The sequence below is a fragment of the Janthinobacterium sp. YR213 genome, from assembly GCF_900099875.1.
In the GTDB taxonomy this organism is placed as follows: domain Bacteria; phylum Pseudomonadota; class Gammaproteobacteria; order Burkholderiales; family Burkholderiaceae_D; genus Janthinobacterium; species Janthinobacterium lividum.
In genome coordinates, this window is the sequence record NZ_FNDA01000005.1 from 471070 (window position 1) to 495642 (window position 24573).

Annotated in this window: 21 protein-coding genes; 5 read left to right on the forward strand and 16 right to left on the reverse strand. The window is 61.3% G+C overall.

Translation table 11 applies throughout. From position 1 onward, the window contains the following. Nucleotides 1-22 precede the first annotated feature (22 nt). From BLT98_RS23100 to glnA, 7 genes are all read right to left on the reverse strand, one after another. Nucleotides 23-2839, reverse strand: coding sequence for a TonB-dependent receptor plug domain-containing protein (locus tag BLT98_RS23100; RefSeq protein ID WP_070260042.1), 2817 nt, complete (start codon nt 2837-2839; stop codon nt 23-25). A 310-nt stretch (nt 2840-3149) separates the two neighbouring features. Then, nucleotides 3150-4523 carry a GAF domain-containing sensor histidine kinase gene (locus BLT98_RS23105; protein WP_092611818.1) on the reverse strand — a complete coding sequence of 458 codons (1374 nt, stop codon included), beginning with the start codon at nt 4521-4523 and terminating at the stop codon, nt 3150-3152. Between the two features lie 134 nt (nt 4524-4657). After that, on the reverse strand, nt 4658-5623 hold the full coding sequence (gene corA / locus BLT98_RS23110; protein ID WP_034760218.1) for a magnesium/cobalt transporter CorA: 966 nt from the start codon (nt 5621-5623) through the stop codon (nt 4658-4660). A gap of 139 nt (nt 5624-5762) precedes the next feature. Continuing rightward, entirely contained in the window at nt 5763-7253 is a 1491-nt protein-coding gene (gene ntrC, locus BLT98_RS23115) for a nitrogen regulation protein NR(I) (protein ID WP_034782485.1), read from the reverse strand. A 48-nt stretch (nt 7254-7301) separates the two neighbouring features. Continuing rightward, a complete protein-coding gene (gene glnL, locus BLT98_RS23120) occupies nt 7302-8390 on the reverse strand; it encodes a nitrogen regulation protein NR(II) (protein ID WP_034782484.1) in 1089 nt (362 codons plus the stop codon). A gap of 5 nt (nt 8391-8395) precedes the next feature. Then, the gene (locus BLT98_RS23125) at nt 8396-8905 is read right to left on the reverse strand and encodes a DUF4124 domain-containing protein (protein ID WP_348272744.1); all 510 of its coding nucleotides are present in this window, start codon (nt 8903-8905) and stop codon (nt 8396-8398) included. 155 nt (nt 8906-9060) lie between these two features. Next, entirely contained in the window at nt 9061-10476 is a 1416-nt protein-coding gene (gene glnA, locus BLT98_RS23130; protein WP_029496182.1) for a type I glutamate--ammonia ligase, read from the reverse strand. Between the two features lie 384 nt (nt 10477-10860). Here glnA and BLT98_RS23135 point away from each other — a divergent pair, with 384 nt between their 5' ends. Beyond that, a complete protein-coding gene (locus BLT98_RS23135; RefSeq protein WP_092611821.1) occupies nt 10861-11322 on the forward strand; it encodes a rhodanese-like domain-containing protein in 462 nt (153 codons plus the stop codon). A gap of 75 nt (nt 11323-11397) precedes the next feature. Here the strand turns inward: BLT98_RS23135 and BLT98_RS23140 are convergent, their stop codons facing one another. Continuing rightward, complete coding sequence (locus BLT98_RS23140; protein WP_092612083.1) at nt 11398-12750, reverse strand: TAXI family TRAP transporter solute-binding subunit; 1353 nt, start codon at nt 12748-12750, stop codon at nt 11398-11400. Between the two features lie 130 nt (nt 12751-12880). Here BLT98_RS23140 and BLT98_RS23145 point away from each other — a divergent pair, with 130 nt between their 5' ends. Next, a complete protein-coding gene (locus BLT98_RS23145) occupies nt 12881-13486 on the forward strand; it encodes a glutathione S-transferase family protein (RefSeq protein WP_092611824.1) in 606 nt (201 codons plus the stop codon). Here BLT98_RS23145 and BLT98_RS23150 read toward each other — a convergent pair. The 7 genes from BLT98_RS23150 to BLT98_RS23180 form a co-directional block, all read right to left on the reverse strand. Beyond that, on the reverse strand, nt 13483-13863 hold the full coding sequence (locus tag BLT98_RS23150; RefSeq protein WP_139179359.1) for a hypothetical protein: 381 nt from the start codon (nt 13861-13863) through the stop codon (nt 13483-13485). The genes BLT98_RS23145 and BLT98_RS23150 overlap by 4 nt on opposite strands. A gap of 66 nt (nt 13864-13929) precedes the next feature. Next, nucleotides 13930-17058 (reverse strand): transglycosylase domain-containing protein, encoded by a 3129-nt coding sequence (locus BLT98_RS23155; protein ID WP_092611830.1) that lies wholly within the window; start codon nt 17056-17058, stop codon nt 13930-13932. A 364-nt stretch (nt 17059-17422) separates the two neighbouring features. Further along, a complete protein-coding gene (locus tag BLT98_RS23160) occupies nt 17423-18208 on the reverse strand; it encodes a competence/damage-inducible protein A (RefSeq protein WP_092611833.1) in 786 nt (261 codons plus the stop codon). Nucleotides 18209-18239: 31 nt separating this feature from the next. Further along, on the reverse strand, nt 18240-19067 hold the full coding sequence (locus tag BLT98_RS23165) for an EI24 domain-containing protein (protein ID WP_092611836.1): 828 nt from the start codon (nt 19065-19067) through the stop codon (nt 18240-18242). Beyond that, nucleotides 19067-20107, reverse strand: coding sequence for a sterol desaturase family protein (locus BLT98_RS23170; protein ID WP_092611839.1), 1041 nt, complete (start codon nt 20105-20107; stop codon nt 19067-19069). Before BLT98_RS23170 ends, BLT98_RS23165 begins: the two co-directional genes overlap by 1 nt. Further along, nucleotides 20104-20913 (reverse strand): polysaccharide deacetylase family protein, encoded by an 810-nt coding sequence (locus BLT98_RS23175; RefSeq protein WP_092612087.1) that lies wholly within the window; start codon nt 20911-20913, stop codon nt 20104-20106. Before BLT98_RS23175 ends, BLT98_RS23170 begins: the two co-directional genes overlap by 4 nt. Before the next feature lie 14 nt (nt 20914-20927). Then, nucleotides 20928-21932: a YVTN family beta-propeller repeat protein gene (locus tag BLT98_RS23180; protein ID WP_327076252.1), complete on the reverse strand. Its 1005-nt coding sequence runs from the start codon at nt 21930-21932 to the stop codon at nt 20928-20930. Nucleotides 21933-22096: 164 nt separating this feature from the next. On the opposite strand from BLT98_RS23180, the gene BLT98_RS23185 reads away from it, so the two are divergent. The 3 genes from BLT98_RS23185 to BLT98_RS23195 all read left to right on the forward strand — a co-directional run bounded on the left by BLT98_RS23185 (nt 22097) and on the right by BLT98_RS23195 (nt 23422). Beyond that, entirely contained in the window at nt 22097-22453 is a 357-nt protein-coding gene (locus tag BLT98_RS23185; RefSeq protein WP_034782471.1) for an FKBP-type peptidyl-prolyl cis-trans isomerase, read from the forward strand. A 200-nt stretch (nt 22454-22653) separates the two neighbouring features. Then, nucleotides 22654-22908, forward strand: coding sequence for an acyl-CoA-binding protein (locus BLT98_RS23190; RefSeq protein WP_034782468.1), 255 nt, complete (start codon nt 22654-22656; stop codon nt 22906-22908). 43 nt (nt 22909-22951) lie between these two features. Next, nucleotides 22952-23422 carry a GNAT family N-acetyltransferase gene (locus tag BLT98_RS23195; RefSeq protein WP_092612090.1) on the forward strand — a complete coding sequence of 157 codons (471 nt, stop codon included), beginning with the start codon at nt 22952-22954 and terminating at the stop codon, nt 23420-23422. A gap of 92 nt (nt 23423-23514) precedes the next feature. Here the strand turns inward: BLT98_RS23195 and proX are convergent, their stop codons facing one another. Beyond that, nucleotides 23515-24573 carry a glycine betaine/L-proline ABC transporter substrate-binding protein ProX gene (proX, locus tag BLT98_RS23200; RefSeq protein ID WP_092611842.1) on the reverse strand — a complete coding sequence of 353 codons (1059 nt, stop codon included), beginning with the start codon at nt 24571-24573 and terminating at the stop codon, nt 23515-23517.

The following is a 24573-nucleotide window of genomic DNA, read 5'->3' on the forward strand; positions in this document are numbered from 1 at the left end:
TTTTTTTACGCCTGCGCGCTGCTTAAAACTTGTACGAGGCATTCAGGTAGCCGGTGCGGCCGCGCGGATCGTAGTAGCGGTCGTCATAGCCGAATTGCTGGCCGCGGTTCGCGCCGGACGTCGATGGCACGAATGGCGGGCTCTTGTCGGTCAGGTTCAGCACGCCTGCGGTGAGGACCCAGCTCTTGCTGGGCGTCCATACCGTTTGCCAGTCGAGCGTCGAATAGAAGCCCACTTTCATGCGGATCTTTTCCTGGCCCGTCACTGCGCCCGAAGCGTCAAGCACATCGACCGACGTTTCCTGGTCCTTGTAGCCGGACAGGAAGTTGACCGTCAGCGAATTGGCCCAGTTGCCCGTTTTCAGGGTATTCGTCCACTGGCCGCGTGTGCGGAAAGTCACCGTGCCCAGATCGGCGAAGTTGCCCAGCGCCGAATAATATTGGCCATCGCGTTCCAGCTGTACATCCTCGCGCAGCATCTGCGTCGCGTTCAGCTGCGACGTGAACAGGCCGATGCCGGAGCGGTAACGGGCGCTGACGTCGATATCGACGCCGGTGGCAAACGATTTACCGAGGTTCTGGTTATCCGCCAGGAAGGCCAGGTAGGTCGTCCCCGTGCCCACGTCCTTGTTGACGCCCCAGGATTTCGGGAAGTTGGCCGGATTGGCGAATACCAGCTGTTCCGTCAGCTGGCCGAAGGAATCGCGGATCTGCACATGCCACAGGTCGGCGCCCAGGGTGATGGCGCTGATTGGCTCGTAACGGAAACCGATGGTCGCCTGTTTCGATTTCTCGGGCTGCAAGTCGCGGTTGCCGCCGGCCAGCTGATCGTACTGGCGATTGCCTGGCTGGCATTGTGCATTCAGACGCGTGGCGATGGCTTGCAAGGCTGGCGAGCACGTGTACTTGTCGCTGGTGACACCATAGCCGCGCTGCAAGGCATTCACTTGCGGCACGGTCGGCGCATGGAAGCCATTACCGACCGAACCGCGGATCAGCAAGGTGGGCGCCGGTGTCCACTTGAAGCTGGCCTTGGCCGTGGTGGCGCCGCCGAAGTCCGAGAAGTCATCGAAACGCAAGGCCGCGCCCAGTTCCAGTTCTTTCAGCACAGGTGCGATAACTTCGCCAAAGATGCCCTTCGAGGTGCGGCTGGCGCTGTATGGCTGGCTGCTGGCCGCGTCGCCGAAACGCTGGTCGCATTCCAGGCCCGTCGTGCCGCCGCACAAGGTGCCTTTTACGGGATCGGCCAGGATGCCTTGCGCAAACGGGCTCGGCTTGGCCGAGAATTCCTCGCGGTTGATATTGGCGCCCACGCCCAACATCATGGCGCCCCCAGCCAGACGCCGCACTTCCGTCGATCCATTCAAATTGATGGTTTGCAGGCGCGAGGTGCCGCCATCCCAGTAACCGGAGAAAGTGGCGCTTTTGATGGCTTCCTGCGCCGCAGTGGACTGCTTGCCCGGGCCGACGAAGGGATCGAGCAAGCCGCTCGACGTGAGATTATTGACGGCGATGGCGCCAGGGTAGCCGGAAATACTTCCTTTTACGCGGCTTTCCGAGAAGTTGTACGAGGCGTTGTAATCCCAGCCGGCAGCGACGCCGCGCGTACCGACCACCACGCTGGCGAAGTCAGCCGTATCCTTCGAGGTACGCTGGCCCATGTCGAACAGCCGGTAAAAAGCCGTGCTGTCACCAGTAATACCGATTGGCAATAAATACTTGTCATGCAGGGGCGTGCCGGCATCCACGGCGATGGCGCCAGGGACGGGCGCGATACGCGAGGTTTGCTTGGTGCGCGACAGCAGCACGTCCGCAAACACTTCGTGGCCGGCAATCTTGAACGTGCCCGAGGCCATGAAGTTGTCACGCTTGCGTTCCGGATAGATTTCCAGATCCTTGGTGAAATCGTAGCCGCAGTAGTCATCGACCAGGCCGCTGCCATCGTTATACGGTTCGATCACGCGGAACGTCTTCTCGGGACAGGATCCGTTGCTCTTCTGGAAAGGACTGATCAACTGGCCATTGTCATCGGTGGCATTGGCCGGAATCGGGCTGGCGGAGAATTGCTGCTTCTGATAGCGCTTGCCGTTGGCCGAGAATTGCACCTTGCCCGTGCTGGCGAACTTGCGGTCGACGGAAGCGAGCTTGTCGCGCTCGTCGTGGCCAAAGGTCAGCACCACATTGTAGCCATCGTCTTCCAGGTTGCCAAAGCCCTTGGTGGCGCTGATGCGTTTCTCGCGCGCACCGTTTTTTGGTGCGGAGTAGCCGATGGACACATCGCCTTCTGTCGTGTCGTGCTTGGTAATGAAGTTGACCACGCCGGCAATGGCGTCGGCGCCGTACAGCGCGGAGGCGCCGTCGGTCAGCAGTTCGACGCGCTGAATGGCTGAAATGGGAATCGAATTCAAATCGAAACCGGCGGCAAAACCGGTCAGCGTCTGGCCGCCGAACTGGGCCAGGCGTTTACCGTTCAGCAAGACGAGCGTACGCGTCTCACCCACGTTATGCACGGAAATGCCGGAGAAACCAAAGGTGCTGCCGCCAACCGAGGAACTTTCGCTGGTGGCGCCCTGGGCGGAAGAGAGTTTCTTGACCAGATCGGTGACCGAAGTGGCGCCCGAGGTGCGGATGGCTTCAGCGGTCAGGACGGTGACTGGCAAGGCGCCTTCGGCGGCGATGCGCTTGATCGACGAGCCCGTGACTTCCACGCGCTGGATCTGCGTATCGGCCCCTTGCGCATCCTGCGCGATCGCCGACTGTGACGCAACGGACAGCGCCGCTGCCACGCCGCCAGCGCAAACGATGCGCACGGCATGGGAGATGACGGTTTCTTTAAGCATGGTGACCCCTTTTCATTGTACGTTATACAAGCAACGGATCTGGTATCCGCACTGCAGTCGTTCACTTCAAGGCACTCTTGCACCGCACATTTTTCAGGTCCCGGACCCAGCAGGGAGCTCCACGTATTTGCGCGGAAAAAGACACTAGACAACTGAAAGTTAACTTGGAAACTACATAGAATCACAATGCCAATCTTGGTGTCAACAGAACTCAGCACGTGTATGGCGTGCATACAACATTGTGAAAACAAAGGAGGATGGATCACGCAGGCCACCTGGAGGTGGCGCAAACGCAGGCCTGGTCAGCTGCCTAGCCGGCCAGCGGCAGCCTGATCTGTATATGACAGCCGGGAGTGCTGTCGATGGCGCACACCTGGCCGCCCAGCTGCTGCACGATCGTGTAGACGATGTGCATGCCCAGGCCGGAGCCGCCCTGGCCCCGCTTGGTGGTGAAAAACGGTTCAAACATATGCTCGCGCACGGCCGGCGCCAGGCCGATGCCGTCGTCGGAAAAATCCAGCAGCAGCCAGCGCGCAGCCGCGTCAGTGTCATCCGCCTCGATGCGCGCGCGTATCGTGATGCGCCCCGGCCCGCCTTGCGGATAGCCATGGCGGGCGCTGTTCATCAGCAGGTTCGAGAGGATTTGCGACAGTTTGCCGGCCGCCAGGCGCACCTGGCAATCGGGGGCGATATCGAGTTCCACGCCCAGCGCAGCCTTGCGCAGTTCCGGACTGTGCGCCGATACCAGGCCGTGCACATAGTCGTGCAGCGCCAGGTCGGCCACGTATTCGCTGACCTGGTCCACTGCCAGCTGCTTGAAATTGCCGATCAGGTCGGCAGCGCGCGCCAGGTTGCGCTCGACCAGGGCGGCCGCGCCTTTCAAGGATTCGGCAATGTCGATCAGTTCGGCGCGGCTGACCTTGGCGCCGCCCAGCAGCTGCACCAGCTGGTCGGCATAGCTGCCCATGCTCGACGCCGCCGTCAGCGCCACGCCGATGGGCGTGTTGACTTCATGCGAGACACCGGCCACCAGCGAACCGAGCGCCGCCATCTGTTCCTGCTCGATCAGGTTCGCTTGCGCCGCCAGCAGCGACTCGGTGCGCACGCGCACGATTTCTTCCAGCTGCTGGGTGCGCTCCTGGTGCTGCAGCTCGGCTGCGCCGCGCGCCGAGAAGATCGACAGCAGCAGCAGCGCCAGCAAGCGCTTGTTTTCATCGATGGGCCGCGTGTCGATGGCCGACAGGATGCCCAGGGTCTTGCCATCGGTATCGATCAGCGGCATGCCGACATAGCTTTCCGCCCGCATGTCGACGAGGAGACTATCGAATGGAAAGCGACGCTGGATGTCGCTGCCATGAAAACACATGCTCTGGCAAGTCACGTCCTGGCAAGGCGTGTGCTGCAGGCTGTATTCGATATTCGGCTGGTAGCCGTCGCCGCCCCACAGGGCGAGGGTGCGGATGCCTTCGCTGCCGTCGTCCAGGCGGACCAGCCGCCCGGCGATCACATAGTGCACGTCGAGCGCTTCGGCCAGGTCCTTGACGAGGATGCGCAGGAAGTCGTCGCCACGGGCATGCGCAGTCGAGGCGGTAATCGAGCGCAGCGCCGCTTCCGCCAGGGTGCGCCGCTGCTCGGCATCGAACAGGGGTTCTTGCGAATTCACATCAAACAACGGAATACTCATGAATGCTCCTGCGCAGCACCGGAAGCGCAGGCACACTTGCCGGCGCGGCGACTCTCAGCCATGGCCCGCCCCAGCGGACCTGCCGCGATTGTACCCCTGGCTATTGTTTAATAATACAGATACACAGGAATTTTTTATAGCCAGCCGGAACGCTTGAACAAGTAATACATATAACCGCAGACACAGCTCATCACTGCCACGGCGGCCGGGTAGCCATAATGCCAGTCCAGCTCCGGCATGAACTTGAAGTTCATGCCCCAGATGCCGGCAAACGCCGTGAACACGGCGAAAATAGCGGCCCAGGCCGCCAATTGCTTGTTCACTTCGCTCTCGTCGATGGCCACCATCGACAGATTTACCTGAATCGCCGTGCTGATCGTGTCGCGGATCGTGTCGAGCGTGCCGTTGATACGCGCCAGATGGTCATGCACGTCACGGAAATACTCCTGGGTATCGTGGCACAGGGGCGGCACGCGGCCGCCATGCAGCTTGCCCACCGCTTCCATCAGGGGCGCCACCACGTGGCGCAAGACCATGACCTTGCGCTTCAATTGATACAGGCGTTCGATATTGTCGCGCTCGGTGCCACGGTCGAAGATGCGGTCCTCGATCAGTTCCAGTTCCGATTCCAGCGCGTCGAGGACGGGAAAGTAACGGTCGACGACGGCGTCCATCAGCGCATACAGCACGAAGGCGGAGCCCTGACGCAGCAAGTGCGGTTCACGCTCGGCGCGCGCACGGACGCCAAGGAAACCTTGCGAGCTGTTGCTGCGCGACGAAAGCACGTAATTGGCGCCCACGAAAATGTCGACTTCGCCCAACACCAGTTCGTTCTCGACCATTTCCACGGTTTTCACGACGGCAAACAGGGAATCGCCATATTCCTCGATCTTCGGGCGCTGGTGCCCCCGTTGCGCGTCTTCCACCGCCAGTTCGTGCAGGCAAAACTCGTGCTGCATCTGTTTCAGCTCGTCCGGCGTAGCGTCGAGCAGGGCTACCCAGACGAAGCAATCGGGGCGCTCGACGTAGTCGCTGATATCGTCGATCGGCAAGTCGGCCAGTTTTTTGCCATCCTGGTAGGCCACGCAGTTTATGAGCATGCTATTCCACAGTTCAAGTTAACACCGGACGAAACAGTCCGGCAGGCGCCAGCTTACCTTATCGCCTGCTGTGGGTGTTGTGGCGTGCAAGGAACACCGCAAGAAAAAGCGGACGGGGGAGCCCCCGTCCGGCAAGACGTCAATCGTCCTTGGCGCCGTCGATGCCCAATTCGGATATCTTGCGGGTGATGGTGTTGCGGCCGATGCCCAGGCGCACGGCGGCATCGTTCTTGCGCCCGTGCGTATGCTTGAGCGCCGTCTTGATCAGGGCCGACTCGAACTGGCGTCCCAGCACGGCCATGACTTCCTGCTGCCCTGCCCCCAGCATGCCGGCCGCCTGCAATTCCAGCAAGCCGATCCAGCCCGGCGGCGCGCCGTTGGCGGGTGCGGCCGCCTCGAAGACCTGGCCGCCATGCGGATGAGCCACGGCCGCCGGCGCAGCTTCGCCTGCCGCCGCGGTGGCCGCGCCATCGCCCTGCCCCTGCGTCAATTCCAGCGGCAAGTCCTTGATTTCCACCGTCTGGCCCGGCGCCATGACGGTGATCCAGTTGCACAGGTTTTCCAGCTGGCGCACATTGCCGGGCAAATCGAGGCTGCTGAGGAACTGCATCGTCGGCTCGCTCATGCGTTTGGCTTCCACGCCCAGCTGGCGCGCGCTTTGCACCAGGAAGTGGCGCACCAGGATGGGGATATCCTCGCGCCGCTCCCTCAAACTGGGCAGGCGCAGGCGGATCACGTTCAGGCGGTGATACAAGTCTTCGCGGAACAGGCCGTCGCGCACGCGCTGCTCGAGGTTCTGGTGCGTGGCCGTAATGACGCGCACGTTCGCCTTCATCGGCTGATGGCCGCCGACGCGGTAGAAATGGCCGTCGGACAGCACGCGCAGCAAGCGCGTCTGCAGGTCGAACGGCATGTCGCCGATTTCGTCGAGGAACAAAGTGCCGTTCTCGGCTTGCTCGAAGCGGCCCCGGCGCGTCGTTTGCGCGCCCGTAAACGCACCGCGTTCATGGCCAAACAGTTCGGACTCCAGCAAATCCTTCGGGATCGCCGCCGTGTTCAGGGCAATGAACGGCTGCGCCGCGCGCGGGCTGTGCTTGTGCAGCGCGCGCGCCACGAGTTCCTTGCCGGAACCGGATTCGCCCGTGATCAGCACGGTCACATTCGATTGCGACAGGCGGCCGATGGCGCGGAAGACTTCCTGCATGGCCGGCGCCTGGCCGAGGATTTCCGGCGTTTCCGACGGGCCCGACTCGACGCTGGTCTCGCGCAGGCTTTCTTCCAGCGCGCGGCGGATCAGCTCGACGGCCTTGTCGATATCGAAGGGTTTCGCCAGGTATTCGAAGGCGCCGCCCTGGAAGGCTGCGACGGCCGAATCGAGGTCGGAAAAGGCCGTGATGATGATGACCGGCAAGCCGGGAAAGCGCGACTTGACCGTCTGCAGCAATTCCAGGCCGGATGCGCCCGGCATGCGGATATCGGACACGAGCACTTGCGGCGTGTCAAATTCCAGTGCGGCGATGGCGTCGCGCGCATTGGCAAAACTCTTGGTGGCGAGATTTTCCCGCGCCAGGGCTTTTTCCAGCACCCAGCGGATTGATTCGTCGTCGTCAACTATCCAGATTGGCTTCATTAGTGTGTGCGTCCCGCAATGGATTTCATGGGTGGGATACCTCCTCGCTTATGGCAAGGGTAGAACGATCCTGAAATCGGTGTATCCAGGCCGGCTTTCGCACTCGATCACGCCCAGGTGCTGTTGCACGAAGGTTTGCGCCAAGGTCAGTCCCAACCCGCTGCCGCCTTCCCTGCCCGACACCAGCGGGTAGAAAATCCGGTCGCGGATCTGGGGTGCGATGCCCGGTCCATTGTCAATGATATGCAAGTCTAATGCCAGGCCGTAACGGACCTTGGCCAGGGTCACCTGGCGCGCCACGCGCGTCTTGAAAATCAGCTCCGCATCGCCCGCCTCGATGCGCTCGGCCAGGGCTTGCGCCGCGTTGTGCGCGATGTTGAGCACGGTTTGTATCAATTGTTCCTTGTCGCCGCGAAACTCGGGGATCGAGGCATCGTAATCGCGCGAAATAGTCAAGCCACTGGGAAATTCGGCCAGGATCAGGCTGCGCACGCGCTCGCACACCTCGTGGATATTCACGTCGCCCACTATATGCGGGCGGCGGTGCGGCGCCAGCAGGCGGTCGACCAGGGTTTGCAGGCGGTCCGCTTCCTTGATGATGACTTGCGTGTATTCGCGCAGCTCGCTCAAGTGCAGGGCCGGCAATTCCAGCTCCAGCAGCTGGGCCGCGCCGCGGATGCCTCCCAGCGGGTTCTTGATTTCATGCGCCAGGTTACGGATCAGCTCCTTGTTGACCTGGCTCTGGTCGAGGATGCGTTCCTCGCGGTCGAGCTTTAGCTGCTGCACGTTTTCGCGCAGCTCGATCAGCACGCCATCGCGCGGCGCGTCGAGCGCGCTGATGATGCTGTGCACGCGCAGCGGTTCGCGCCCCAGGCGTTCCAGGCTCAGGTCCTGCCGCAAGTCGGAAAATTTATGTTCGAGCGCCTGCGCGCAAATACCGGACAGCTCGTCGGGATTGAGGAACAGCGCCGTCAGCTTTTGCCGCGACAGGGCTTTCAATGAGCTTTCCAGCAGGTTTTCCGCCGCCGCGTTGGCATAGCTGATGCGGCCGTCGCCATCGAGCAGGATCACGGCTGAAGCGAGCAAATCAAGGCCGGCCAGGTGGGCGGGACGGCTGGAATGGTTGTCTGGTGTCATGTGCTTTACCGAATATTCGCGATCTCGCGTTTCAGGGCCTCAACGTTCTGCTGTGTTCGGCTAATGTTGTCCTTCAATTGCGCCACCCGTTCCTGGTATTTCGCATAGTTGCGCTCATTGCCCTGGCGCTCGGGCTGGCCGCCGTTGAATTCCAGGCGCTGCGCCGCCAGTTTCAGTTCTTCGCTGCGCAATTCGTCCTGCAGGATCTGGCGCCGGTCCAGGTCGCGCGCGCGCTGCTCGGCGCCATCGACCTTGGGAAACGCGCCGGCGGCAGGCGCCGCGGTGGCCGCCGCCTGCATGGCGGGCCGGGCAGGCGCGCCGGCCAGCGGCGCCGTCTTGCGTGGCGGCTCCGTCATGGCGCCCGGTAAATCGAGCAGCTGGCAATGCGCGCCAGCCCGCTTGTCCGTGTACGTCTTGTGTCCTTGCGCATCGGCGCACACATACAGCTGCCCGTGCGCCTGTGCCGCCGCGCCCAGCAATCCTGCCATCAGCGCCATTCTGTAATGCTTGGTCAATCTTCACTCCTGTCGGCACATGCCGCATCGTTCCTGGGCCGACTATACAACACCGCACGATCACCGCCTTGGCGTACTGCATAAAAAAACGCGGGCAAGACCATCGCCTCACCCGCGTTTTTATTCACTACCGGCACATTGCCGGCATGGCGCCATTACAGCGAGTAGTACATGTCGAACTCGGCAGGATGCGTGGTCATGCGCATGCGCTGTACGTCCTGCATTTTCAGTTCCAGGTAAGCGTCGATCATCGAATCGCTGAACACGCCGCCACGGGTCAGGAACTCGCGGTCCTTGTCCAGTGCGTCCAGTGCTTCTTCCAGCGAAGCGCACACGGTCGGGATCAGTGCGTCTTCTTCCGGCGGCAGATGGTACAGATCTTTCGAGGCGGCTTCGCCCGGATGGATCTTGTTGGCAACGCCGTCCAGGCCTGCCATCAGCAGTGCGGCGAAGCACAGGTACGGGTTCGCCAGTGGGTCCGGGAAGCGCGCTTCGACGCGGCGGCCTTTTGGATTGGCCACGTGCGGGATGCGGATCGAGGCGGAACGGTTTTTCGCCGAGTACGCCAGTTTCACTGGGGCTTCGTAGCCTGGTACCAGACGCTTGTACGAGTTGGTGCCCGGGTTGGTGATCGCGTTCAGTGCCTTGGCGTGCTTGATGATGCCGCCGATGTAGTACAGGGCGAAATCGGACAGGCCGGCATAGCCGTCGCCAGCGAACAGGTTTTTGCCATCTTTCCATACGGATTGATGCACGTGCATGCCCGAACCGTTGTCGCCAACGATAGGTTTCGGCATGAAGGTGGCGGTCTTGCCATAGCTGTGCGCCACGTTCCACACCACGTATTTCAGGTTTTGCGTCCAGTCGGCGCGCTCGACCAGGGTCGAGAACTTGGTGCCGATTTCATTCTGGCCGGCGCCGGCCACTTCGTGATGATGTACCTCAACCGGGATGCCCAGCGATTCCAGGATCAGGCACATTTCCGAACGCATGTCCTGGAAGCTGTCCACTGGTGGCACCGGGAAGTAGCCGCCCTTGACGGTAGGACGGTGGCCGCTGTTGCCGCCTTCGATGTCCTTGCCGGTCGACCACGAACCTTCGTCCGAACCGATCTTGACGAAGCAGCCCGACATGTCGATCTTCCAGCGCACGCTGTCGAAGATGAAGAATTCCGGCTCAGGGCCGAAGTAGGCGGTGTCGCCCATGCCCGACGATTTCAGGTAGGCTTCGGCGCGTTTCGCGATCGAGCGCGGGTCGCGGTCATAGCCCTTGCCGTCCGACGGTTCGATCACGTCGCACTGCATGAACAGGGTCGTTTCTTCCATGAACGGATCGATATTGGCCGTGTTTGGATCCGGCAGCAAGATCATGTCGGACGCTTCAATGCCTTTCCAGCCAGCGATCGAAGAACCGTCAAAGGCGTGGCCCGACTCGAATTTGTCCATGTCGAAGTGCGACACGGGAACCGTCACGTGCTGCTCTTTACCACGGGTATCAGCAAAGCGGAAATCAACGAATTTGACTTCGTTTTCTTCTACCATCTTCAAGACTTCTGCGGCTGTCATTGCCATGCGTATCTCCTAAATGAATGTGGGGTGAGCCGACCTTAGTGCGTCTGGGCTGATGAAGCGAAGCAAACATTGCGTGCCACCAAAACTCATAAGGATCATAGCAGATTCCATGCCAGCTCCAGGAGCCCCCTGGTGCCGGCAACAAAATTACTGCCATCCCAGTGAAAGTTTCATGCCCGCGATTTTCCTGCTGCGTTTGCGTCAAATCAAGAATGCACTATGCAAGTGCAAAAAACGAATAACGCACCATTATCGTGCATTTTGTATGAATTTCTGGAAAATGCCTCGTTGTGGTGCAAAGACTGTGCACCATGGTTTCCCGTTTGCGGGGCGCGAACGGCGCACTATAATCGTACACACCTGCCCACTTTCATCGAGGACGCCATGACTACCGCCGCCGACATCCTGACCACCGCCCGCAGCCGGGCCAATGAAGGTACGCCGTATGCCGGCGCCGTCACGCCGCAGGAAGCGTACGACCTGCTGCAAGGCGACGCTGCCGCCAAGCTCATCGATGTGCGCACGAATGCCGAGCGCGACTGGGTCGGCCGGGTCGACATCGCCGATACCCAGCATGGTGCGGTGCAGTGGGCCACCTACCCGGGTGGCGTGCCGAATCCCGATTTCCTCGCGCAACTGGCCGCCCAGGCCGGCAAGGATGAGGTGCTGCTGTTCCTGTGCCGCTCCGGCGTGCGTTCGCGCCATGCCGCCAAGCTGGCGACCGAACACGGCTACATGAACTGCTTCGACATCCTCGAAGGCTTCGAGGGCGACAAGGACGCCGATGGCCACCGCAAGCAGATCGGCGGCTGGTGCAAGGCGGGGTTGCCGTGGCTGGGCGCCTGACACCAAGAACAACGGAACCGCTTCCGATGACGGCCACGCGTCGTCCGGAGGCAAGTCCCGCGCTGGCTTGATGCTTCAGGCCGGCTCACCCACCTCGGGCGCCGGGTGCTCGCCCATCAGGGTCAAGATGCGCTTGCGCACGAAATTGATGTGGCTGCGCAAGCCATACAAACCATCGGCAAACGACAGCGGTATCGATATCTGGTTGACCATTTCCTCGATCTGGTCCAGCCGTTGCAATTGCGTCGCATAGACTTGCGCGCGCTGCTCTTCCGGCACGTCTTCCAGCGCCTGCTCCACCGTGCGCAACTGGCCGTACCAGCGGTACACGCGCGAGCGGATGCGCCACACGTACAGGGGCGGCACCACGCGCGACAGGGGCAGGATCAAGGCGCCCAGCGCCACCACCAGCACCCACATGCGGTCGAAGAAATTGGCCAGCCAGAAACTCATGTAGCGCTGCAGCACAGGCGCGCCATCCTTGTAGAATTTCAGCGCTTCCGGTGCCACGGGAATCTCCGTGTAGCGCGCGGATGGGAACTGCCCCTGCTGCTGAAACCAGCCCGTGCCGCCATGGATTCCGGCTGCCGCCTGCACGAACAGGTCGACCAGGGCAGGATGCAAGTCTTCGCGCGCGACCAAAGTGGCGGTCGGCGCGATCAGCTGATAATCCTGCGCGGGAATGTTCTGCCCCAGGTCGACGATGCCGCGCGGCAAGACGACATGCGTGAGGAAAGGCAGGCGCCGCGTGTACGCTTCCGCCTGCGAAAAGTCAAACAGCTTGATGCCCGGCGTTTGCAGCAGCATCTGGATCAGCGGCGCTTCCGGCGCCGAGCTGAACACGAGACCGTCGATGCGCCCTTCCAGCAGCTCCACCGTGGCAGGCGTGTTCTGCAAGTCGCTCACCGTCAAGTCCTTGGCTTCGACGCCATTTACGGACAGCAATTGCCGGAACAGGCCGGGCACGCCCGTGCCTTCCGGCCCCAGGTTGATCTTCATGCCCTTCAGTTGCGTCAGCTCCGTCACGGCCTTGTCTTCACGCAAGAATAGCCAGACGGGTTCCGTAAACAGGCTGCCCAGGGAAATCAAGCCATGGCGCTCGGCATCGTCGTGTTCCGTCGAGCCGCTTTGCACGAAGGCAATATCGGTCTTGCCCGCGTTCAGGCGCTGCAGGTTTTCCTGCGAACCCAGCGACGGCTGCAAGGTCACCTTGATGCCGTGCTTGGCCAAGGTGGCCGCATATTTCTTGCCGAATTCTTCGTAGGCGCTATTGTCCTGCCCCGTCGACAGGCTCACCTGGCGCGGCGGCGCGGGGTCGACCAGCCAGTACGCGAGCGCGCAAAACGCGCCGACCAGCAGCAAGGTGGGACCGGCGGTGGCGAGGAAGTCGCGCACGGAAAAGCGGCTGAACGCGAGGATTTTGGACATGTGGTGGCGCATAGGTTTCATGGGTGGCTACGATGCCAAGAAAACCCCAACTATGCAAGGCACTTTCACATGCGCGGCGCGGCCAATTCGGCTACAGTTCTGGATCGCCCACCTGCCTATGGAGTCACGCATGCTGAAAATTCTTGGAAAAGCCGCTTCGATCAATGTCCGTAAAGTCCTGTGGACGTGCGAGGAACTCGACCTGCCGTATGAACGCGAAGACTGGGGCAGCGGCTTTCGCAGCACGGACGACCCGGCCTTTCTGGCCTTGAACCCGAACGCCATGGTGCCCGTGCTGCTCGATGGCGACCTGGTGCTGTGGGAATCAAACACGATTTGCCGCTACCTGTGCGCCCAGGCGGGCCGCGACGACTTGCTGCCGAGTAATCCCCGCGCCCGCGCGGAAGTGGAAAAATGGATGGATTGGCAAATGGGCGATTTGAACAACAGCTGGCGCTACGCCTTCATGTCGCTGGTGCGCCACAGCCCGGCCCACCAGGATGCGGCGCAGCTGGCGGCCGGTATTGCCGGATGGAACAAGATGATGGGCGTGCTGGAACAGCAGCTGCAGCGCACGGGCGCCTTCGTCTGCGGCGAAGCGTTCACCCTGGCAGATATCGTACTGGGCCTGTCCGTCAAGCGCTGGTTGATGGCGCCCATGCAGCACCCCGACTATCCCGCCATCGCCGCGTATCACGCGCGCCTGGAAGGTAAAACCGCCGTATTTGCTGGTTAGTCCAGTTCGATTGCCTCGACCGTGCCGCCGATGACATAGCAATCGCCATCGCGGCGCACTTCCTCAAGGGTCGCCGGGTCGGCGTGCGCATACGTGCCGTCGATATCGACGCACCAGACATCGCCGAAACGCAGCAACTTCACGCCGCAGCAGATGCGGTTGATGAAGTTGCCCGGCGTCCTGACCAGTACTTCCCGCACTTCTCCCACCGTGATGGCGACTTTGCGCCAGACATTGCCTTCCAGCCCATGATTTCTTGCGTACAAGACGATGCGCACGGCGTGCACGCCTTGGGGCTGGTACATCTGTTCCATCGACACCAGTGAGCCATCGTCAAAGCGGTGGTATTGCTGAAAAATCTGCTGCGTCTTGTCCAATTCCACTCCCCCCCCCCCAAAAAAACGCCGGCCTTGCGGGCCGGCGTTCACACAAGCCAGATACTTTTAATTCGTGCACTGCTTGGCCACACCTTCGGCCGGCGCGGGCGCCTCGATCAGCGGCATCAAACTCGGCGCCAGGGACACCAGCAGTTGCACCGGCAAGGCACTGGTGAAATCGTAGTTCTTCGATTCCGGTCCGCGCACATACGCCGTCATGCTGCCATAGAAGCGCTCGCCGATATTGAACACAAATGTCGCCGAGCGGTTCACATAGCGCGACTCGATCAAGCGGCCACCGGCGCCGTACACGTCGAAGCGCTGGTCGCCCGTACCCGTCTTGCCGCCCATCGGGATCGGCACGCCATCGGCGCCGACAAACGCCGTCTTCGCCCGTTTCGCCGTACCGTCCGACACCACTTCGCGGATGGCCTTGGCCACTGCCTTGGCCACGTCCGGCGACAGCACTTGCTCCGCTTCCACCTTGCTGCCACGCTTGACCATGGTGTCGTATGGCGTATTGGCGGCGAAATGCATGGAATCGATGCGCACGCTCGGTTTACGCACGCCATCGTTGATGATGATGCCCATCAACTCGGCCAGTGCGGCGGGACGGTCGGCCGATGCGCCCAGGGTTGTCGCGTACGACGGCACGAGCGAGTCGAACGGATAGCCCATCTTCTTCCACTGGCGGTGGATTTCCAGGAACCCTTCCACTTCCAGCAAGTTGGCGATGCGGCGGTCCTGCGCATGCTTGCGGTGCGTATTGAACAGCCATTTATAGACTTCCTGGCGTTCCTTCTCGCTGGCTGCCACCATCTGCGACAGGGTGGAACCTTCGTGCTGGCGCAGATACGCCACCATCCACAGTTCCAGCGGATGCACATTGGCCAGGTAGCCACGGTCGGCCAGCGACCAGTTTTCCATCGCGTACTGCTGGTACATCTTGGCGACACGCTCGGGCGGTACTTCGTTTTGCGACGTCAAGTTGGCATTGAGGAAATCGCCGAATTCCGCCACCGTGCCCTTCGGATTCACGGTGCGGAAGATATTGGCCAGGCGCACGGGGGTCGGGCGGATGCTGGCCAACAAAATCTTTTCCTGCTCGTCAACGCTCTTGCCGCGGTATTTCTGATAGAAGCGGTGCAGGAATTCACGCCCTTCCTTGTCGGCAAAACGGCTCAGGTACTGGGCCCGGCGCGGATCATCCGCATCCGCCAGCAGCGAAGCCGAGGAATCGGGACGCGAAAACATGTAATAGCGGGCCACGTCGCGCATCAGGCGCACGAACACCAGGTTGGTCGACTGGCGCAGCGCCTGCTGCAAGGTCATGATGCGGCTGTCGTCGAGCTTGGAGAAGTTGCCGAAATGGTGCAAGCCGCCACCCGTGAAGAAGCCTTCGCCCGGGTTGCCAGAATATTTGCGTTCCATGGCGGCCGCCAGCATGGCCGGCAGGTTGCGCGCCTCGCCGAGTGCCAACGGTTTCAGATAGGCAATCGCCCACTGCGACAGCATGTCCTTGGGATCGACGGCGATTTTATTCAGCTCGGCGGCGCCCATGCCGCTGTAGCGCTGGTGCAACTGGTCGATGATGTCCAGGTAGGTGACCAGGGTGCGCAGCTTGGCCGTGGAACCGAGGTCCAGCTTGGCGCCTTCGTTGATGTCGAGCGGCTGGTCGTAGTTATCCGTCTGCACGCGCAGCAAGTTGGCTTGATCGCCCTTTTGCAGCAGGGTAAAGCTGTAGACCACGTTGGCCGGGTCGCCATTGCCCAGCATGCCCTTGCCCGTCAGGCCGGCCGCTTTCGCCACTTCCGGATCGCGCAATTCGCGCAAGACCTTGGTGACGGCGTTTTGCGCCTGCGCGTCGAGCGTGCTGACCACTTTCAGGTCGAGGCGGTCGAGGTTGTACAAGCGCGGGTCGCCTAGCATGCTGGCCAGATGATTGCGCACGGCATTCGAGGCTTTGCGCGTGACGAACGAGGTCGATGCTTCCGATTGCACGCCGGAAGCCGTCGACGGACGCAGCTTCTCGGCGATGGCCGCATTGCGCAGCTGCGGCGAAATCACGCCCGCTTGCGCCAGCAGGCGCAGATGGCTGTTGGTCAATTCTTCCAGGTCGGCGCCACCGGCCACCAGATAATGCGATGGACGGCGCTGCGCGATCAAGAGGCTCAGCGCCTGCTTGTAGGCCAGCGCGCTGCCCGGCTGGTCCATATTACCCTTGAGCAAAGTCTTCACTTCGGCAAATGGCCTGCCATACCAGACCCACATGCCGTCGCCAATACCGTTGACTTCGCCAAAACCGCTCTTTGCCGACAGCGGCACGGTATTGAGGTAATTGACGACGATCTTGCGCCGCGCTTCCATGGTGTTTTCGCCATCCTGGTACGAGCGCAGGCTGGCCGAAATCATCTGCAGCAACTTGTCCTGCATGGAACTGGTGCGGCCGTCTTCCGAATGCCGGTATTTTTCAATTTGGGTAGCCAGAGTGCTGCCGCCGCCACTGCGGTGGCCGCCGAACAGGTTCAGCGCCTTGTCGAGGACAGCCTTGCTCAGGCGGTCCCATTCCACGGCGGGATTGCGCTCGGGCGTGCCCGGGTCGAGCAATTCGCGGTTTTCGATGAACAGCAGGCTTTGCACGAGCGCGGGCGGCGCTTCAGCAAAGCCGTCGAACATGCGCTCGGGATAGCTGGCCGCGAACAGGGGCGCGGCGCGGCAATCGAGGATGGTCAGTCCGGCGCGGTTTTTCTCGTGATACGTGGCAAAGATGCCCCGGTCGACCAGTTGCACCATTTTCGGCGACATGCGCGCCTGCGCCGTCACTTCATAGTCGCGCGCATTGAGCTTGCCAATAAAATCCGGCAGGCTGGCATAGCCGAGCCGCTCGTCATACGGTCCGTGCTGCGGATAGCGGATGGCGCCCGCCGGTGCCGGGCCAGGCTCGACCTTGAACGCCAGCTGGCGGTCCAGGCGCGTGAAAAACTCCGCCTGCAGGGCCGAGGTGCGCACTTCACGCATGACGAACCACGCCGCGCCGGCGATCAGCGCCAGCACGATGATGGCAAAGATGGGCCAGATGCGCGAACGGCGCTTCTTCGGCGGGCGCGCCGGCGGCGGTGCCTCGGCGCCCGTGTCGGAGAGTGGATCAGAGGGGGGCCGCTCTTGCGCGGCCAGATTGACGCCTGTGTCTTTCATGGGATGCTGGGGTAAGGTTGGGTTTGGACGGCGCGGGAAATGCGGTAGCGATACCGCTCCGCGCGGGATAAGACCAGGGCCGGCCAGGGCCGGTCACGACAAAGCTTGCTTAACATGATGTCCATACCGGTGAATCAAAAAAACACGCTACTGCACAGGCAGGCAACCCCGCGTTTGACACGCCAGGCTCCTGTTCACCATTCCACCACATCGGCATGGGAACGACTGACGAGCGCACACAAAAATCTTGCTTCATTGAAGATTTTCGCAAAAAAACAACGTCTTGGAATGTACGCTTGCGTACATAGATGCAAGGCGGGCTGAACGCCGGCGAAAAAGCCGCCGGCGCCGGGCTGGCTGCATGTCAGATGGTGGTGTATTCCGCTTGCAAGGTATCGAGCGCGGCGCACATCTGCGCGAAGGCGGCCTCTGCCTGCGCGGGCTCGCCCTTGACGCCCAGTTCGATATGCCGGTGCGTCTGCGCATCGCCCACGCTGGGCAGGCTGAACACCTTAATCAGCGGAAAATCTGTTTCCAGGCGCACCATCAGCGGCGTCAGCAGGGATTCGGCCGTTTCATACACGAGCAAGGCGTGTTCCGCGTGCGGCACCTGGTTGAACAGGTGCGCATAATGCGTGTCGAGCACCCATTCGATCATGGGCCAGGACATGACGGGAAAGCCGGGCACGAAATAATGTTCGCGTACGGCAAAGCCGGCAATCTTGTTGTACGGATTCGGAATCAGCTCGGCGCCTTCGACAAATTCCGCCATTTTCAGGCGGTGCAGGTTTTCCGGCGAGTTCAAATCGGCCGGCACGCCCGCCTCTACGCCCATTTCCGTGATGCGCTGCTGGATATTGACCTTGCCCTGCGGATGCAGCACCAGCGGCAAGCCCAGCGCATCGGCCGCTGCCTGGCGCGTATGGTCATCCGGCGTGGCGCCGATGCCGCCAAAGCTGAAGACGATGTCGCCGCTGGCAAAGCTGCGCTTGAGCAGGGCGACCAGGCGGGCCGGCTCGTCACCCACGTATTCCGCCCAGCTCAGCTGCAAGCCCCGTGCCTTGAGCATGCTCACTACTTTCGGGAAATGCTGGTCCGTGCGCTTGCCCGACAGGATTTCGTCGCCGATGATGATCAATCCGATAGCCATGAAACTCCCTCGTAGAATTCGATAAAAATACTCAGGCGTCCGCCGGCGCCACGTCGGTCATGCCGCGTACGCCCCGCAAACGCGACAGTGCTTCCAGGCAGTAATACTGGAACCACAGGCCCGTGAAGATAAAGATCAGCACATACAGCCAGATGGCGAACGCCGCCAGGAAGGGGAAGAACACCACCGACATCACGCCGCCCATCCACAGCATGCCCGGCACGGCGCCGGCCGCGCCGGACACCATGCCGATGGCCAGCAGGGGCCAGCGCTGCGTGCGCATGATGGCGTGGCGCTCTTCCGCGCTGGCGTAGTCGGCCATGGCGTCATACGCCATCACGCGGTAGGTCAGCCAGCCCCACAGCACGGCTTGTCCCGCCAGCGCGGCCGGCGGAAACGCGTACAGGGGCAGCATGATGACCCAGGCGATGATGAACAGCAAAAAGGTGGCCAGGGACGTCCCCACGCTGCCCAGCAGGCTGCCGCCATGTTTCTTTTCCAGCTCAGGAAAGTGCCGCCCGCCGATATGGCGGCCAATGGCCGGCATGGCGAACAGGCCCATGAAGATCAGCGCCGTCAGGATCATCAGCGGCAGCAGCATGAACATGGCGATCAGCGGCACGATCACCGCCTTCAGCACGCCCAGGCCAAAGGTGGACAGCACCTGGCCGCTGGTGCGGAAGAAATCGTACTGCGTAAACAGCGCATGCAGGCTGTCGATCAGCGGCTGCAAGCCCACATACAGCAGTCCGCCCCACAAGATCAGCGACAGGATGAACGGCGCCACGCTCAGCAGCAATATCCTGCCGTGCAATTGCGACAGGAAAGCACGGCCATACGAATTCAACACATTACGCATCAACGGCGTCCTTTTCGTTTAATTCTTGCAAATTCCACCATGCGGCGCAGGCCCAGCCATTGCTGCTGCCAGAAGCCGTGGCCATAGCTGCGCCCCGGCCGGCCCATGCCCTTGCTATCGATACGGGCCAGCTGGTCGCGCACGCCCGTGCGCGCATAGCCGGCAGAGAAATTCGCGGTGCCCAGCAGCATATCCCAAATCGGCAAGACCACGCCGAAGTTGCAACCGCCCATGCTGCCCTTGCCTTTCGACTCGTGCCCCACGCCGATCGCGTGATGCGTGCGGTGGAAACGGGGCGAGATCAGCAGCCGCTCGCCGATGCGGCCGAAGTGTATCCTCACATTCGCGTGCTGCAAGCTTTGCAGAATGCGCGAAATCGACACCAGCAGCACATACTGGCCTGGCGGCACACCGATACCGAGCGCCACCAGGGCCATCACCACGTCGCGCAGGAAGTCATCGAGCAGGTGGTTGCGGTCATCGCTCCACAAGTTCATGTTTTGCTGGCTGTGATGCAGGCTGTGCAAGCCCCACCACCAGCCGAAATGGTGCGAGGCCCGGTGGTAGCAATAGTCGACGAAGTCCAGTATCACAAAATAAATGATAAAACTGAGTAAGGGACTGATGCCGGGCAACAGCGATTCCAGGTTCAGGGGATGAATATTGTCGAAACGCAAGGCGCCCGCCAATGCATCCATCAGCGGATCGAGCGTGAAAAAGACCACGACAGAAAACAGGCCGATGCGGTGCAGCACGGTGTAGATGAAATCGTTCCAGCGGGCGCGCGGGTCGGTGATCTTTTGCGCGGGAATCAAGGCTTCAAGCGGGCGCAGCACGAGAAACAGCAGCACCAGTTCGCACAGGCCGATCAGCAGCCACTCCGTGCCCTCGAACGCTTCTTCCGTGAATTCGCCAAAGCCCAGGTGATACACGAGGGGATTCACGATGGTCTGGAACAGCCAGCCCTGCGCCACGCCAAAGGCGTCGACGACGGCGTCGATGACGGGAGTGACGTGGCCGAGGATGTCGGCGGCGATCATGGCTGGCCCTTCTTCTGCGCGTAGGCAGGATGCTCGCGCAGGGTGGCAAAGCAGAACCCTTTGTCTTGCAAGCCGGAAATCAAGGCGTCCAGGTTGGCGGGCGCCCACGCATCCTTGCGCGACCAGATACCCATATGCGAAATGAAAATATCGCCGCTGCGCAAGTTCGCCAGCGCTTTTTTCAGCAACATGGCGTTCGGATACTTGTCGCTGGGCAGCTCATCGCCGGAATACCCCGCCGGCGCCCAGCCCGCATGCTGATAGCCGCAGGCGCTGCCGGCCGCCAGGGTGCGCGGCGACGTGTAACCGCCCGGCGCACGCCAGAATGGGTCGAGCTTGTGCCCGGTCAGTTCCTGGAAGCGCGTATCGACGCGGCGCAATTCCTCGCAGAACTGTTTATCCGTGAACGACGCCAGCTTGCCGCCATCCTTGCCGAACTGGGGCTTGACCTGGATCAAACCGTTGGCCAGATCCTTCTTCCAGTACACATGGTCAAACGTATGCGTGCCGAACGCATGGCCTTCGGCGACCCGGGCTTTCCAGTACGGCGCCCACGAGGCATCGAGCGAATAGTCGCCGCGCGTGGTCTTTTCATTGGCGAGGAAGAAGGTTGCCTTCACATGGCGTTGATTCAGCACGTCGGCGATCAGTTGCGCTTGCGACTGGCTGCCCGTGTCGAAGGTCATGTAGATGGTGCCCTTGCAGGCGGCTGGCGCAACAGGTGCGGCGGCCTGCGCGGGCGATAGCATGGCGCTGACGCACAACAGCATGGCGGGCACGTGGCACGCGGGAATCAGACGTTTCATCAGCACACCCGCCATCACATGCGCGGCGAGTGGGTGGCGAAATACACGCCATGGGGCGAGCGGCCCACCGGTATGGTCTTGATGACCTTGCGCGTCGTCAGGTCGATCACGGCCACTTTCTTGATCCAGCGCAGGGTCACCCACATGGTCTTGCCATCGGGCGTGATTTCCATGCAGTCCGGGCCGCCCGGCACATTGATGGTGCCCACGTTTTCCAGGGTTTTCTGGTCGATGATGTTGATCGTGTTCGACACGCGGTTCGAGACGAACGTCATGCGGTTGTCCCCCAGCGCGCGGAAATTATGCGTGCCGGCGCCCGCCTTGATGCGCTTGACGGTCTTTTGCGTGCGCCAGTCGATCACTTCCACGTAATCGCTGCCCATGATGCCAACCAGCAAATGCTTGCCATCGGGCGTCATGGTGATGCCGGCTGGCGCCGGGCCGACGGGCATGGTCCATTTCACGGTTTGCGTGGCCAGGTCGATGGCGCTGACCTGGTTGCTGCCCTGCTGCGTGATGAAAGCCATGGTGCTGTCAGCCGTGAACGCCATGTGGCTGGGCAACTTCGGCAGCGGGATGCGCTTGGCCAGGGTCAGGTTCTTGCCGTCGTAGCGGTACAGGTCGATGCGGTCCAGGCGCAGCGAATTCGAAATGAACCACTTCTGGTCAGGCGAAAAGCCGATCTGGTAAGGATCGAGGATATTGCTGATGCGGCGCTGGATCTGGCCCGAGACAGGGTCGAGGAAAATCAGCTCGTTGCCGACGGAACTGGCGACGATCAGCGACTTGCCATCCGGCGTTTCCATCAGATGGTGCGGTTCCTTGCCGACGGCAAAGGTAGACAGGGGAGCATAGGTTTTCTGGTCCAGCAGTTGCACCGTAGCATCACGGGAATTGAGCACCACCACCACTTCGGCTTGCGCCGTCGATATTGCGGAAACCAGGCACAGCGAGGAAAAAACAAGGCGGCATAGACTGCGGAACATGGAAGAAATCACTGTTAAATACAAAACATGCATTTTACGTGGAACACTGTATTTATTGTGTTAAATCCCCCCTTAAATGCGACCGGCAGCCACACATCGTCGTAATTTCTGGTTTTTCCCTGCGCCGGGCCTGGAATGGCGCTTTGCAACTCATTGCTCTACAATCTGAAGCTTTCATCGCCTACACAAGGATTATCATGACCACCACCACTACCGCTTCCGGCCTGCAATACATCGATACCACCGTTGGCGAAGGCGCTGAAGCGCAAGCTGGCAACAATGTTGTCGTGCATTACACGGGCTGGCTGCAAAACGACGACGGCAGCGCCGGCGCGAAATTTGACTCGAGCAAGGACCGCAACGACCCATTCGAATTCCCGCTGGGCGCCGGCCGCGTCATTCAAGGTTGGGACGAAGGCGTGCAAGGCATGAAAGTGGGCGGCAAGCGCCAGCTGATCATCCCTGCGGCACTGGGCTATGGCGCACGCGGCGCCGGCGGCGTGATTCCACCGAACGCCACCCTGATTTTCGACGTCGAACTGCTGGGCGTATAAGAACAGACTCCGCAGCGCGCAAGCGACTGTACCAGGCGCCGCCCCTGTTCACGCAGCGGCGGCGTTTTTGTTTTGAGTGTGTCCTCTAATGCACGGCGCGCTTTTTTCACTATGATGTCAGGCACTGCAGCACGCACGGTGGCCACTCCGCCGGGCCTGCCGCACTTTTCCAGCGATTCCATCAGCACACAGGAGCCATCATGAGTTTACAAGAGCAATTCGAACAAGCGCAGCTCGATTCCAAGACCCTGTCCGAGCGTCCGGACAATATGACCTTGTTGAAAATCTATGCCTTGTTCAAGCAAGCCTCGAGCGGCGACGCCACGGGCGAGCGTCCTGGCATGACCGACTTCGTCAACCGCGCCAAGTTCGACGCCTGGGCGGCCCTGGCCGGCACCTCGAAGGAAGAGGCGCAACAGCAATACATCGACCTGATCGAAGACTTGAAGGACTGATCTTCCCCTGCCCCGGCACTTGCCGGGGCAGTATAATTTCTGCATGACACCATCACCGCTTTCCCCAGTTTCGCTGGCCCATGCCGCCGACCTGCCCCGTTTGTTCGACGTCTGGCACCTGTCCGTACGCGCCACCCACGATTTTCTCGCCGATAGCGATATCGCCTTCCTGATGCCCTTCGTCCGCGATGAGCTGGCCAGGGTGACGGCAGCAAGCCTGCTGCACGTGCTGCGCGCCGATGACGGCGTCGCTCATGCCTTCCTGTGCGTCGAGCACGCCAAGATCGAGATGCTGTTCGTGCATCCCGACCGGCGCGGTAGCGGCGCCGGCCGCGCGCTGGTCCGGCATGCCATCGCGGCCCTGGGAGCCACGGCCGTCGACGTCAACGAGCACAACGCGCAAGCATATGGCTTTTACCGGCACCTGGGCTTTATCGAGGAAAACCGCTCGGAATGCGACCCGTTCGGCAAGCCTTTCCCCATTTTGCACCTGAAACTGGCCAAAATGGCCTAAAAACTCACCAAAAACCACCAAAACAGGCCGTTAACGCAAAAGTGGCTACCGAATCGGTAGCCACTTCTTTCAATGCCGGGTAGCGCTGAAACTTACTTCTTTACCGCCGCCAGCGCTTGCGCGATCCAGCCGTCAAACGTCTGCTGGTGGTACTTGATCCAGCCAGCCGTATGGCGGGCGATATCGGCCTGCGTGTTTTCGCCGCGGCGCATGCGCTCGTTCTGCGCATTGATGTCCGCCACGGGCAATTGCATCACTTCGAACAGCTTGGCCGCGGCCGGATTTTTCTCCGCCCAGGCCTTGTTCGACACGATGCGCGCCGTGTTGACGGCAAAACCGTAGTCGCTGCCATCGTCGAGGCGGGTATTCACCTTGTCCGGATTGGCCGAGAACGGCACTTTCAGCCAGACCACGTCCTTGCCCGGCACCAGCACGCCACTGACCCAGTACGGCGTCCACGTGTAATACAGGATGGACTCGCCACGCTTGTAGCGGCCCAGGGTATCGGCGATCAGGGCCGCATAGCTGCCCTGCACATGCGTCACCGTCTCGCGCAATTTATACGCATCCATGTGATTCTCGATCAGCGCTTCGCAGCCCCAGCCGGGGTTGCAGCCCGTCAAGTCGGCCTTGCCATCGCCATCGTGGTCGAACAGCTTGGCCAGGGTGGGGTCACGCAACTGGTCGATATTCGTGATGTTGTACTTCTCGGCCGTCGCCTTGTCGATCAGATAACCTTGCGCGGCAGGACCGGCGTATTGGCCCGTGCGCAACAGCTTGGCGTCGCCGCCCGCATTGTTATAGAAATCCTTGTGCATCGGATCCCAGTGCACGGCCATGAAGGTGGCGTCACCGTTGGCGATGGCGATATGCGCGGTCGGATACTCCACTTCCTTGATCGGCTGCACTTCGTAGCCCAGCTTTTCCAGGGCCTTGTCGACCAGCATGGTCTGGAAGGTTTCTTCCGCGATCGAGCTTTGCAGCGGCTGCACCTTGACGCCCTTGCCGGGCAGCGCATCGGCGGCCACGGCCGGCGTCTGCGCCATGGCCAGGCTGGTGGTCAGGGCCAGGGCGGCGATCGCCAGGGCGGAAAACAGCTGGAACTTGCGTTGCGATTTTTGCGTCTCTTTAAAATGTGCGATTTGATGCAT